The organism is Cellulosimicrobium sp. 72-3, from assembly GCF_013127315.1.
In the GTDB taxonomy this organism is placed as follows: Bacteria; Actinomycetota; Actinomycetes; order Actinomycetales; family Cellulomonadaceae; genus Cellulosimicrobium; species Cellulosimicrobium funkei.
In genome coordinates this window covers 3716607-3729280 of sequence record NZ_CP053419.1, presented here as the reverse complement: position 1 = coordinate 3729280, position 12674 = coordinate 3716607, and the positions used below count along the sequence as shown (strand labels likewise).

The 12674-nt window shown below is 76.7% G+C and carries 12 protein-coding genes and 1 riboswitch; of the genes, 7 read left to right on the top strand and 5 right to left on the bottom strand.

What is annotated here, in order from left to right:
• Window positions 1-13: 13 nt before the first annotated feature.
• From HKK73_RS16675 to HKK73_RS16665, 3 genes are read left to right on the top strand one after another with little or no spacing between them, the layout of a single operon-like run.
• Entirely contained in the window at window positions 14-712 is a 699-nt protein-coding gene (locus HKK73_RS16675) for a hypothetical protein (protein ID WP_171468437.1), read from the top strand.
• Window positions 709-1368, top strand: coding sequence for a hypothetical protein (locus tag HKK73_RS16670; protein WP_114554217.1), 660 nt, complete (start codon window positions 709-711; stop codon window positions 1366-1368). The genes HKK73_RS16675 and HKK73_RS16670 overlap by 4 nt, the downstream gene beginning before the upstream one ends.
• Entirely contained in the window at window positions 1365-1922 is a 558-nt protein-coding gene (locus HKK73_RS16665) for a hypothetical protein (RefSeq protein WP_171468436.1), read from the top strand. The genes HKK73_RS16670 and HKK73_RS16665 overlap by 4 nt, the downstream gene beginning before the upstream one ends.
• Window positions 1923-1945: 23 nt before the next feature.
• Here HKK73_RS16665 and HKK73_RS16660 read toward each other — a convergent pair whose 3' ends face one another.
• The 4 genes from HKK73_RS16660 to HKK73_RS16645 form a co-directional block, all read right to left on the bottom strand.
• On the bottom strand, window positions 1946-3358 hold the full coding sequence (locus tag HKK73_RS16660) for a hypothetical protein (RefSeq protein ID WP_171468435.1): 1413 nt from the start codon (window positions 3356-3358) through the stop codon (window positions 1946-1948).
• A gap of 57 nt (window positions 3359-3415) precedes the next feature.
• Window positions 3416-3691: a DUF4235 domain-containing protein gene (locus tag HKK73_RS16655; RefSeq protein WP_009861813.1), complete on the bottom strand. Its 276-nt coding sequence runs from the start codon at window positions 3689-3691 to the stop codon at window positions 3416-3418.
• Window positions 3692-3797: 106 nt separating this feature from the next.
• Complete coding sequence (locus tag HKK73_RS16650) at window positions 3798-6335, bottom strand: ABC transporter permease (RefSeq protein WP_371810562.1); 2538 nt, start codon at window positions 6333-6335, stop codon at window positions 3798-3800.
• Entirely contained in the window at window positions 6332-7102 is a 771-nt protein-coding gene (locus tag HKK73_RS16645; RefSeq protein WP_253705971.1) for an ABC transporter ATP-binding protein, read from the bottom strand. The genes HKK73_RS16650 and HKK73_RS16645 overlap by 4 nt, the downstream gene beginning before the upstream one ends.
• 318 nt (window positions 7103-7420) lie before the next feature.
• Window positions 7421-7525, top strand: a riboswitch (TPP riboswitch).
• 82 nt (window positions 7526-7607) lie between these two features.
• Between HKK73_RS16645 and HKK73_RS16640 the strand changes: the two genes are divergently transcribed.
• The 4 genes from HKK73_RS16640 (at window position 7608) to HKK73_RS16625 (ending at window position 11988) form a co-directional block, all read left to right on the top strand.
• Complete coding sequence (locus HKK73_RS16640) at window positions 7608-8699, top strand: thiamine ABC transporter substrate binding subunit (protein ID WP_171468433.1); 1092 nt, start codon at window positions 7608-7610, stop codon at window positions 8697-8699.
• Between the two features lie 88 nt (window positions 8700-8787).
• Window positions 8788-10503, top strand: a complete 1716-nt coding sequence (locus HKK73_RS16635; RefSeq protein WP_253705680.1) for an iron ABC transporter permease — start codon at window positions 8788-8790, stop codon at window positions 10501-10503.
• Complete coding sequence (locus HKK73_RS16630; RefSeq protein WP_171468431.1) at window positions 10503-11603, top strand: ABC transporter ATP-binding protein; 1101 nt, start codon at window positions 10503-10505, stop codon at window positions 11601-11603. Before HKK73_RS16635 ends, HKK73_RS16630 begins: the two co-directional genes overlap by 1 nt.
• 64 nt (window positions 11604-11667) lie before the next feature.
• A complete protein-coding gene (locus tag HKK73_RS16625; protein ID WP_061267789.1) occupies window positions 11668-11988 on the top strand; it encodes a DUF4235 domain-containing protein in 321 nt (106 codons plus the stop codon).
• Between the two features lie 3 nt (window positions 11989-11991).
• On the opposite strand, the gene HKK73_RS16620 is transcribed toward HKK73_RS16625, so the two are convergent.
• On the bottom strand, window positions 11992-12624 hold the full coding sequence (locus HKK73_RS16620) for a response regulator transcription factor (protein ID WP_216608108.1): 633 nt from the start codon (window positions 12622-12624) through the stop codon (window positions 11992-11994).
• Between the last annotated feature and the right edge of the window lie 50 nt (window positions 12625-12674).

The following is a 12674-nucleotide window of genomic DNA, read 5'->3' as shown; positions in this document are numbered from 1 at the left end:
TAGGATGCGCGCCGTGACGTCGACCGCGCCGAAGGCCGCCCGGGGCGTGCCGCTGCTCCGCGCCGTCGTGGGCACGTGGCCGCGCCGCGTGGCGCTCGCCGTCGTCCTGGGGGCCGTCGTCGGCACGACGGCGGCCGGCGGCCTCGCCCGCCACGACGCCGCCGACGCGGGGCCGGCCCGGGTCGCCGCGGGGGAGCCGGTCGCCACCGGGCCCTTCGACCTCACCCTGCGCTCGTGGTCCGTGACGGACACCGTCCAGGTCTCCGCGCTGGAGGACTCCGGGGCGGACGCGTGGCTCGTCGTGGTGGTGGGCGCGCTCGACACGGACCGCGAGTCGCGGCGGCTCGACCGCACCGCGGTGACGCTCCCCGACGAGCTGCCCGGTGGCCTGGCGCTCGCGGGCGACGCGGAGCCCGACCGTCCGGACCCGACGCTGCTCGTGCGTGACGCGTCCGCGTACCCCGTGCTGTCGCCGGGCCTCGCCGACGACGTCGCGCTCCTGTGGCCCGTGTCGGTGCCGGGGGAGGGCGGCGCGGTGAGCACGCCCGACGCGCCGCTGACCGTGACCGTCCCGACGTTCCGGTACCGCGACATGACGGTCGGCGGCGGCCGGCGGTGGGCCGAGACGGGCGCGGTCACGCTCGTGGACGTCCCGGCCGGGGCCGTCCCGCCCGAGATCGTGGACCCGCCCGAGACGGAGGACGGCTGGTGACCGAGGAAGCGACCGCCGTGGCGCCGGACGGGCCCGAGGCGCCGGACGGGCCGGGCGCATCGGACGGGCGCCCGCGGCGGACCGGCCGGGCCGTGACCGTCGTGCTGCTCGTCCTCGCCGTGGGGGCGGGGGCCGCGGTGTCGCGCGTCGACACGTGGTGGCCCACGCTCACGCCGACGACGTCGCGGGGCGCCGTGGGCGAGGTCGTGACCGCCGGCCCGGTGCGCGTGCGGGTCGACGACGTCCGCACCGGTACGACGCTCGACGACGGGTCCGGCCCGCTGACGACCGACGGCGTCTGGGTCGTCGTGGACCTCGCGGTGTCCGGGACGACGGGCGAGGCGAGCATCGACGTGGTCGAGCTGCGCGACGCCGTCGGGCGGGACCACGAGGCGTCGCACCGTGTGAGCAACCAGGTGCTGAGCACGTTCGCCGACCCGGACGTCCCCGAGGCGGGGACCGTCGCCGTCGAGCTGCCCGCGCGGGCGCTGGAGGGCGACCTCGTGCTGCGCGTGCTCACGGAGCACCAGGACGCGGACCTCGACCGTCCCCAGGCGATCGCCGAGGTCGACCTCGGCCGCGTCGCGCCGCCCGCCGCGGGGGACTCCGTGGAGACGGTGCGGCCTGCCCTCGTTCCGGGCGGGTGGGACGCGTGAGCGCCGGCTGGTGGCGGACCAACCGCTGGTGGCTGCCGGTGCTCGTCGTGGCGCTCGGAGCCCTGGGCTGGCTGACCTGGCGGTCGGACGAGGTGCAGGCCTGGTGGTCGGGCGAGCCGCGCGTCGCGCACACCGCGGACGCCGAGGGGTGGGCGCAGGTCGGGGACGTGCGGGCCCGGCTCGCGGGTCTCGAGGCGGTCGACGGGCTCGACGACGGGTACGGCGGCCGGATCGAGGCGCCCGACGGCTACACGCTCTGGGCGGCCGACGTGTCGCTCCGCTCCGACGCGCCGGCCGCCCCCGAGGGCGCGGAGGAGACCTTCTCGTCGTGCGAGGTGCTGCTCCGGGACACGGCCGGCCGGGAGTTCGCGGCGGGCGCGTCGGCGCTCGCGGGCATGCCGTACCCCGAGGCGCCGGGCTGCACGGGTGCCGTCTCCAGCCGCAGCACGCAGTACTTCCTCACCCCTGACGACGCCGAGCCGGCCGAGGTGCGTCTCGTCGAGCCGAGCCTCCTGCCGGCGTACTGGTCCCTTCCCGTCGCTGACGTCGGCTGACCGCTGCCCGGCGGGGTGCCGCGTCAGCGGGCCGAGGCCGCGCCGACAGCGGTCGGCGCGCTCTCCGCCCCGGTGTCGACCACAGGGCCCGGCTCGGCCCGCCGCGCCGCGCGCCGCGTGCGCAGCGCGGACGGCAGGCCCAGGCTCGCGAGCAGCGCGTCGGCCGCGGCGGCGAGCAGGACGGTCGTGAGCACCTGCACGACGACGGTCCCGACCGTCTCCAGCGGGCCGACGAGCGCGCGCCACGCGACGATCCCCGGCTGGCCGACGACCGCCTGCGCGGCGGTGAGCACGACCTGCTCGGCGAGCGTGAGGAGCGCGAACGCGACGCAGAAGAGCAGCACCGCACCCCAGCGGCTGCGCCACAGCATCCCGAGGGCGCCGACGAGGCCGCCGAACCGCCGGCCCGGGTCGAGCATGAGCGCCCACGCCCGCTGGGCGCCGCTCTCGCCGAGCGTCCGGTTGAACCGGTCGACGGCGCGGGCCGTGCGGCCGGTCGCGCCGCCGTCGCCCGGCACCGCGTGCGCGGGGTCGACGACGTCGATCGCCTCCACGCCGTACACGATCGTCCCGAGCGTGAGCCACGCGAGCGGCACCACGAGCCCGGTGACGACGCCCGCGACGAGGAGGGACGTCGTCGGGCCCACGGCGTCGACGAGCGGCTTGAGCGCGTCCACGCGCGCGACCACGCCGTCCCACCAGGTCGTCACCTCGACGACGACGACGCGCGTCGACCACCACTCGCGCACGCGCCCGACGAGGGCCGTGACGGTGAACGCGCCGACGACGATCCAGACGACCTCGCAGTAGCCCGCGGCGATGCGCACCGCGGCGGAGCGGGCGCTGTGCCGGGCGTCGCCGTCGCGCGCGGGGACGCCGCGGTCGAGGCGCCGCGCGAGCCGTTCCAGCAGGGTGCGGGCGAGCAGCGCGCCCGCGACGACGAGCACGACGGTGAGCCCGAAGCCCTCGGGGACCGGGCTGGCGGTCTCGATCCCCGCGCCCGCGGCGAACGCGTGGTCGAGCGCGGCGGAGTCGATGTACGCCTGCCAGTCGGACGACAGCCCGCCGTAGAACTCGTAGATGACGAGGTAGGGCACGAGGACCGAGGCGATCGAGCCGAGCAGCGCCCGGACCTCGAGCCGGTCGCGCTCGGTGCGCGGCTCCCGGCGCAGGACGTGCAGCATGACGACGATCCCGACGACCGTCGCGAGCGGCGAGAAGCACAGCACGAGCAGGCCGAGCACCCCGGACGACGGCGCGACGGCGAGCGCGGCCCGCAGCGCGAGCTCGTGCAGCACCTGCGCGAGGACGGCGACCGCGACGAGCGCGGGCCAGTGCCGGGCCAGGAGCCGGCCGGCGTCGGCGAGGACGCGCAGGCCGGCGCGCAGGATCGAGTCCTGAGGGGGCGTCGTCGGGCTCGCCGGCGGGGCGGTCACGCGCGCCAGGCTACCCGGCGGCCCGTCCTCCCTCGCGCGGACGGTGCGGGCCGGACGTCAGGCGCGCGACGCGAGGCGGGCGACGACGCGCTTCGCCTCCTTGCCCGCGAAGCGGCGGGCGAGGACGCCGACGCCGGCGGCGACGGCGGCGAAGGTCACGGCCTGGACGACGCCGACCTCCTCGTCGTCGAGGTCCTTCGGGGCGTCGTGCCCGGTGACCTTGGCCCAGACGAACGTGACGAGCTTCTGGGCGGCCCAGCCCGCGGCGAAGGTCAGGGCGACGGTCCCGACCTTGAGGGCCAGGGTCTGCTCGTTCTCGTTCGTGTCGGCCACGAGGGGTTCCTCCGTCGGTCGGGGCGCCGGGCGGCGCCGGGCGTGCTCGCACGACCACCGTAGTGCGAAGTCGCCGCCCACGCGTCGCCCGGCGCGCGCACCCGGCTCAGTCGTGGCTCACCGCGTCCAGGACGGGCAGGCGCGCGGCGCGCACCGCGGGCCACACCGCGGCGACGACGCCCACGACGCCGGCGAGCACGAGCATGGCGCCGAGCTGGGCCCACGGCACGGCGAGGGTCGTGAAGCCCTGGTCCGCGAGCACCGACGGGAGCGCGGCGGCGAGGCCGGTCCCCACGGCGAGCCCGACGGCCGTGCCGAACACCGCGACGAGCACGGACTCGATGACGATCGTCGTCGCGAGCTGGGCCCGCCCGAGCCCGACGGCCCGCAGCAGCCCGATCTCGCGCGTCCGCTCCGCGACGGACAGCGCGAGCGTGTTGACGATGCCTAGCACGGCGACGAGGACGGAGAGCCCCAGCAGGGCGTAGACGATCGCGAGGACCGACTCGACCTGGCCGGCGACGTCCGCGGCGAACTCGTCGGCGTCGAGCACGGACGCCACGACGTACTGCGCGACGGCGTCGGTCACCCCGGCGCGGACGGCCGCGAGGTCCGCGCCGGGCTCGGCGTCGAGGAACAGCATCTCCGTCGTCGTCGCGCCGACCGCGGCCGCCACGTCGGACGGCAGGAGCAGGTCGACGGAGAACGCGTGCGAGTCGACCACCGCGCCGATGCGCACCTCCCGGGCCGGGAGGTCGGGCCGTGCCGGGTCGGCGAGCGTCAGGACGTCGCCCAGGGCCCAGCCGTGCTCGTCGAGCGCGTCCGCCATGACGGCGGCCTCGCCCCGTGCGTACGCGGCGAGGTCGCCCTCGGTCGCGGTCGTGCGCACGGAGCGGCCGAAGCCCTCGGCGGGGAACCCGACGACCAGCTGGGGCTCGCCGTCGACGACGACCTGCCCGTACGTCGTGACGTCGACCGCAGCGACGCCGGGCACGGCGGGGACGTCGCCCGCGACCCCGTCGGGCAGGTACGGCATCGCCGAGCGGACGACGAGGTCGGCCGCGGTCTCCTGGTCGACGATGTCCTGCACGGAGACGCGGGTGGACAGCGCGAGGACGGACGTCGTCGAGACGAGCGCCATCCCGACGACGAGCGCGCCCGCGGTGGCCGCGGTCCGCCGCGGCTGGCGCGTGACGTTGCCGCGCGCGAGGCCGCCGAGCGGGCGGACCAGCGCGACGAACGGCGCGGCGAGGACGGTCAGCACCGGGCCGACCGCGAGCGGCGCGAGGAGGAGCACCCCCGCGACGACGCCGGCCGCGCCGAGACCGAGGAGGGGCGCGCCCCCGCTGCCGACCACGGCCGCCGCGACGACGAGCCCCACGCCCGCGAGCAGCGCGAGGGTCCCGGCGACGGCGCGCGCCCGCCCGGTCCCGGTGGGCCGGACGACGTCCGCGCGCATCGCCTCCACCGGGCGCACGAGCGCGGCGTGCCGCGCGGGCAGGGCGGCGGCGAGCACCGACACGACGACTCCGACCACGAGCGGGACGGCGACCCCCGTGGTCGTGACGGGCAGCGAGCCGGACAGCTCCATGCCGACCGCGCCCAGGCCGGTCCGGGCGAGCTCCGCGAGGCCGAACCCGGCCCCGACGCCGAGCAGTGCGCCCACGGCGCCGACGACCGCCGCCTGCCCGACCACGGAGCCGAACACCTGCCCCGGCGACGCGCCCACCGCGCGCAGGAGCGCGAGCTCGCGCGTGCGGCGTCGGACGTGCATCGAGAACGTGGTGGTGATGATGAACGTGCCGACGAACAGCGCGAGCGCGGCGAACACCAGCAGGAACGTCGACACGAACCCGAGCTGGTCGGCGATCGCGTCGCTCGTCTCGTCCCGCAGCTCGGCGCCCGTCAGCGCCTCGGCGCCCGCGGGGAGCGCGGTCGCGACGGCGTCGCGCAGCGCCTCGGGGGAGACGCCGTCGGCCGCGTAGAGCGCGACCGACGGGACGAGGCCGTCGGGCGCGTACGTCGCGGCGGCGGTCCCGGCGTCGAGCAGGACGATCGTCGCGCCCGCCATCGGCGCGGACAGCGAGACCTCGCCGACCACGCGCACGGGCCGCACGGCGTCGCCCAGCACGACGTCGGTCGTGTCGCCCACCGCGAGGCCCGACGACGCGAGCGTCGCCGACTCGAGCGCGACCTCGCCGCCGTCGCGGGGTGCGCGGCCGTCGACCACCTGCGGGCCGGGGTCGCGGGGGTCGTAGGCGACGCCGATGCTCGGCGCCTGGCTGCCGAGGACCGCGGTCCCGTCCGCGCCCACGAGCACCGCGGGACCGCTCACCTCCGGGAGCGCGAGCGCGACGTCGTCGCGCGCGCCGAGGTCGCGCGCCAGGTCCGCCGGGACGAGGCTGCGCGCACCGCCGACCTGGGCCGACGTCGACATCAGCGCGTCCCCGGCCGACGACGCGCCGCGGACGTACGCGTCCGCCTGGACCGACGAGGCGACGATGCCGTCGAACGTGGTCGCGAGCATCGCGCGCAGCGCGAACGTGCCGGTCACGAACGCGACGCCGATCGTCACGGCGAGGACCGAGAGGACGAGCTGCGCGCCGTGCGCGCGCACGCCGCGCAGCGCGATCCGGCCCATCATCGGGCGGCCGCCGTCGTCGCTGCCGGGGTGGCGTGCGCCGGGGGCGGCCCGGCGGGCGTGAGGGAGCCCAGCGTGTCGAGGACCGCCTGCGGCGTGGGGTCGTGGAGCTCGGTCACGAGGCGGCCGTCCGCGAGGAAGAGCACCCGGTGGGCGTACGACGCGGCGGTCGGGTCGTGCGTGACCATCGCGACGGACTGGCCGAGGTCGTCCACGGACGCGCGCAGGAAGCCCAGGACCTCCGCGGCGGCGCGCGAGTCGAGGTTCCCCGTTGGCTCGTCCGCGAGCACGATCGCGGGTCGCGACACCAGCGCCCGCGCGCACGCGACGCGCTGCTGCTGCCCGCCCGACAGCTCGGCGGGCCGGTGCCCCAGCCGGGGGCGCAGGCCCACGGCGTCGACCACGCGGTCGAACCACTCCCGGTCGACGGGCCGCCGGGCGATCGCGAGCGGCAGCACGATGTTCTCCTCCGCCGTGAGCGTCGGCACGAGGTTGAACGACTGGAAGACGAACCCCAGGCGCGTGCGCCGCAGGCGCGTCAGGCGCCGCTCGCTCATCGCGGAGACCGTCTCGCCGTCGACCACGACCGTGCCCGACGTCGGCGCGTCCAGACCCGCGAGGCAGTGCAGGAGCGTGGACTTCCCGGACCCGGACGGGCCCATGATCGCCGTCAGCCGACCCTTCTCGACGTCCACGTCCACGCCGTCGAGCGCACGCACCGCGGCCTCGCCGCGCCCGTACGTCTTCACCAGCCCGCGCGCGGTCGCGATCGCGGGTCGCGCAGCGCCCTGAGCGCCCTCGGCGCCCTCGGCGGGCGGGCCCTCGCGCGGGGTGCTCCGCTGTGCCGCACCTGTCGTCGTCACGTCCTCGTCCGTCCTCTCGTCGTGCCGCTGCGCGGGAGCGTCGTGGCTCGCCGGGCGGCGTCGTCCTGTGGTGGCCGCCGGGGCTCCCGGCGGCCGTACCGACCCTCCCGCGGCGCGCCTGCCCGCGGCATCGGGGGCGGGCCCCGAACCGTCCCTGGTCCGCGGGCGCCGGCGCTCAGGGTTCTCTCAGGGGACTCTCCGGGCGAGGGGCCGGTGTAGGCTCGCGGTGAACGACAGGGGAGCTCCTGGAGGAGCTGAGAGTGCGGACCACCGCAGACCCTCGAACCTGATCCGGTTAGCACCGGTGGAGGAAGTCGGGAATCTCGATCACCTGCTCGCGCGGTCCGTCGCGCCCACCCGGCGCGTGGCTCGTCGGGCCGGTGGACCCCTCCTGAACGTCCAGGGAGGACACATGCAGCACACGACCACCCTCGCCCGCCGCGGCCGGGCCCTCGCGACCGGCGTGGGCGCGACGCTCGCGCTCCTCGCCCTTGCGGCCTGCTCGGGTGGTGACGGCGCCGGGGGCGACGACGCGTCGTCGGGCAGCGGGGGCACGGTCACCCTGGTGACCCACGACTCCTTCGCGGTGAGCGACGACGTGCTCGCCGCGTTCGAGGAGGAGAGCGGGCTCACCGTCGAGCAGGTCGCGCCCGGCGACGGCGGCGCGCTGGTCAACCAGCTGATCCTCACGAAGGACTCGCCGCTCGGCGACGTCGTGTTCGGGATCGACAACACCTTCGCGTCGCGCGCGATCGACGAGGGCGTCCTCGAGCCGTACACGCCCGCGGACGTCTCGGAGTCCGCCGCGTCGTACGCGGTCGGCGACCGCGGTGAGCTCACCGCCGTCGACCTCGGGGACGTGTGCGTCAACGTGGACCACGCGTGGTTCGCGGACGCGGGGATCCCCGAGCCCGTGACGCTCGAGGACCTGGCGAAGCCGGAGTACCGGGACCTCCTCGTCGTGACCAACCCCGCGACGTCGTCGCCGGGCCTCGCGTTCCTCCTCGCGACCGTCGGGGCGTTCGGTGAGGACGGCTGGGAGGACTACTGGGCGGACCTGCGCGCCAACGGCGTGAAGGTCGTCGACGGCTGGTCCGACGCGTACTACGTCGACTTCTCCGGCTCGGAGGGCGCGGGGCCGCGCCCGCTCGTGCTGTCGTACTCGACGTCGCCCGCGTTCACGCTCACCGAGGACGGCTCCGCGTCGACCACGGGCGCGCTGCTCGACACGTGCTTCCGCCAGGTCGAGTACGCGGGCGTGCTCGCGAACGCGAAGAACCCCGAGGGCGCGCAGCAGCTCCTCGACTTCCTCGTGAGCGAGACGTTCCAGGCCGACGTCGCCGACCAGATGTACATGTACCCCGCCGACGACTCCGTCACGCTGCCCGACGGCTGGGCCGAGTTCGCGCCGCTCGCCGACGAGCCCTTCGAGGTCGCGCCCGCCGACGTCTCGGCGCACCGCGACGAGTGGATCAAGGCATGGACGGCGACGGTCGTCGACTGACCCCCGGTCCCCGAGCGACCACGGCTCTCCCTCGCGGGGTAGAGCCGTGGTCGCGCGGGGTAGAGCCGTGGTTGCGCGGGGGAGAGCCGTGGTGAGGGGTCGGGAGGTCCGGCGGGGCGGCGTCGGGCGCGGGGTGCTGTGGGGTCTGGCGGCGGCGGTGCCGCTCGCGTTCCTCGGGGTGTTCTTCGCGTGGCCGGTCGTCACGCTCGTGGCGCGCGGGTTCGTCGGGGACGACGGCGGCCTCGACCTCTCGGGGTTCGCGGAGGTCTTCTCGGAGCCCCGCACGTGGCGGATCGTCGGCCTCACGCTCTGGCAGGCCGTGCTCGGCACGGCGCTGTCGCTGCTGCTCGGCGTGCCCGGCGCGTACGTGCTGTACCGGTGCCGGTTCCCCGGGCGCCGGGTCGTGCGCGCGCTCGTCACGGTGCCGTTCGTGCTCCCGACCGTCGTCGTCGGCGTCGCGTTCCGGTCGTTGCTCGTGCAGGGCGGCCCGCTCGGGTTCCTGCGGCTCGACGAGACGTTCGCCGCGATCGTCGTCGCGCTCGTGTTCTTCAACTACTCCGTCGTGGTGCGCACGGTCGGCGGCCTCTGGGAGCACCTCGACCCGCGCGCCGAGCAGGCGGCGCGCGCCCTCGGCGCGACGCCGTGGCGCGCGTTCCGCACCGTGACGCTCCCGGCGCTCACGCCCGCGATCGCGAGCGCCGCGTCGATCGTCTTCCTCTTCTGCGCGACGGCGTTCGGCGTCGTGCTCGTGCTCGGCGGCATCCGCTACGGGACGATCGAGACGGAGATCTGGATCCAGACCACGCAGTTCCTCGACCTGCGCACCGCCGCGGTGCTGTCGGTCGTGCAGCTCGTGGTCGTCGCGGCGGCGCTCACGGTCGCGAACCGCACGCGGGCCCGGCGCGAGCGCGCCCTCAACCTGTCGTCGTCGGCGTCGTCCGCCCACCCGCTGCGCCTGTGGCGCGACGGGCGCCCGACGGGCGACCTCGCGCCCGCGGCGCTCACCGCGGCCGTGGTGGTCGTGCTCGTCGGGCTGCCGCTCGGCACGCTCGTCGTGCGCTCGTTCCGCGTCCCGGGCGGCGGCTGGGGCCTCGACAACTACGCGAACCTCGGCACCACGGGCGGGCGCAACGCGCTGTCCGTCACCGTGTGGGAGGCGGCGGGCAACTCGCTGCGCACCGCCGCGCTCGCGACCGTGCTCGCCGTCGTGATCGGGGGTCTCGTGGCGCTCGTCGTGTCCCGGCGCCCGCGCTCGCGCGGCGGGCGGCGCGCGATCTCGGTGCTCGACTCGGTGTTCATGCTCCCGCTCGGGGTCTCCGCGGTGACGGTCGGCTTCGGCTTCCTGATCACGCTCGACCGGCAGCTCGGCCTCGACGTCGACCTGCGCACGTCGGGCCTCCTCGTGCCGATCGCGCAGGCGGTCGTCGCGACCCCGCTCGTCGTGCGCACGGTCCTGCCGACGCTGCGCGCCATCGACCCGCGCCTGCGCGAGGCCGCCGCGACCCTCGGCGCCGCGCCCGGGCGCGTGTTCCGCACGGTCGACGGCCCGATCGCCGCGCGCTCGCTCGGCCTCGCCGTCGGGTTCGCGTTCGCCGTCTCGCTCGGGGAGTTCGGCGCGACGTCGTTCCTCGCCCGCCCGGACAGCGCGACCCTGCCGGTCGTGATCTTCCGGCTCATCGGGCGCCCGGGCGCCGAGAACTACGGCATGGCGCTCGCGGCGAGCGTCGTGCTCGCGCTGCTCACCGCGACCGTGATGCTGCTCGCCGAGCGGTTGCGCGGCGACCGACCCGGAGGAGAGTTCTGATGGTGCAGACCGACCCCGCCCCCGCGCGCGCGGGGGCGCCGGAGCCGTCGCGCCCGGGCCCCGGCACCGGGGACGCCGCCGGGCTCGCGGTGCGCGACGTCGTCGTGCGGTACGGCGGGCGCGGCGCCGGGGGAGCGCGCACGGACCCCGGCACGACGGCGGTCGCGGGCGTCACGCTCGACGTCGCGCCCGGCGAGGTGCTCGCCCTGCTCGGGCCGAGCGGCTGCGGCAAGTCGAGCCTGCTGCGCGCCGTCGCGGGGCTCGAGCCGGTCGCCGCGGGATCCGTGGCGTGGGACGGCCGCGACCTCACGGGCGTCCCCGTGCACCGCCGCGGGTTCGGGCTCATGTTCCAGGAGGGCCAGCTCTTCCCGCACCGTGACGTCGCGGGCAACGTCGCCTACGGGATCGCGGGGCTGCCGCGCGCCGAGCGCGACGCGCGCGTGGCCGAGCTGCTCGACGTCGTCGGGCTCGCCGGGTACGAGCGGCGCGCGGTCGCGACGCTCAGCGGGGGCGAGCGCCAGCGCGTCGCGCTCGCCCGGTCGCTCGCGCCGCACCCCCGCCTGCTCCTGCTCGACGAGCCCCTCTCCGCGCTCGACCGGGGGCTGCGCGAGCGCCTCGCGCTCGACCTGCGCGAGGCCCTGCGCGCCACCGGCACGACGGCCGTCTTCGTCACCCACGACCACGACGAGGCGTTCACCGTCGCCGACCGCGTCGCCGTCATGGACGCGGGCCGGCTCCTCCAGGTCGCGCCGCCCGAGGACCTCTGGCGCGCGCCCGGGTCGCGCCGCGTCGCGGAGTTCCTCGGCTACCAGGCGTTCGTGCCGCAGGGGCCCGGCAACCTGCTCGCGGTCGGTCCGCGCGGCCTGCGGCTCGCGGGCGAGGGCGTGCCGGCGTCGGACGACGCGTGGGGCGCGACCGTCGTCGGGAGCGTGTTCCGCCGCGGCGCGGTCGAGGTGACCGTCGACGTCGACCTGCCCGGGCGCTCCGGCGGTGCGCCCGCGCGGCTCGTGGCGCTCGCGGGTGCCCCGGCGGTCGTCGAGCCGGGCGACCGGGTGCGGGTCGTCGTCGACCCGGCCGGGTGCGCCGTCGTGCCGGCCTGACGTCCCGGGGTCGCCCCGGGCCGTGCGACGAGCGAGAGCGCCGCAGCCGACCTAGCGTCGGGGGATGGACGACGTGACGACCGGTGACCACCCCCCGGAGAAGAACGGCAGCAAGTCCGCGAAGATCCTGTACCGCCCCGTCGGCATCGTCAGCTCCGTCGTGGGCGGGCTCGTCGCCGGGCAGGTGTTCAAGCAGATCTACAAGCGGGTCTCGCCCGGCCACCGCAAGGACGCCCCGACACCCCTGCAGTCGGAGTACCCGCTCAAGGAGATCGTGCTCGCGGCACTCCTGCAGGGTGCGGTCTACGCGGTGGTGAAGGCGCTCATCGACCGCGGCGGGGCACGCGCGTTCGAGCGCTGGACGGGGGAGTGGCCCGGCGACTGACGGTCAGTCGAGGCCCGCGGCGTGGACGAGCAGCGCGACCTGCGTGCGGTTCTCCAGCCCGAGCTTGAGCAGCACGCTCGACACGTGGGCCTTGACCGTCGGGACGCTGAGGAACAGGCGCGCGGCGATGTCCGCGTTCGTCGCGCCGCGGCCGAGCTCGACCGCGACGTCGCGCTCGCGCCCGGTGAGCGCGTCGAGCGCGGCCCGGGCCCGCTCGCGCTGGCCGCCCGCGTCGGCGATCGACGTCATGAGACGCCGCGTGATCTCCGGTGACAGCACGGGCTCGCCCGTCGCGGCCGCGCGCACGGCGGCGACGATCCGCTCCGGCGGCATGTCCTTGAGCAGGTAGCCGGACGCGCCGGCGTGCAGGGCGCCGACGACCTCCTCGTCCGTGTCGAACGTCGTGAGCACGACGACGGCCGGCGCGTCCGGTCGCGCCCGCACGCGCCGCGTGGCCTCGATCCCGTCGACGCGCGGCATGCGCAGGTCCATGAGCACGACGTCGGTCGGGTGGGCGTCGAGCACGGCCGTCACCTCCACGCCGTCGGCGGCCTCGCCGACGACCTCGATGCCGTGCGCGCCGTCGAGCATGAGGCGCAGCCCGGCGCGGACCAGCGCGTCGTCGTCGACGATCACCAGGCGGGTGCGCGCGGTGCCCGGGGCGACCGCTCCGGCGTCGTGGTGGT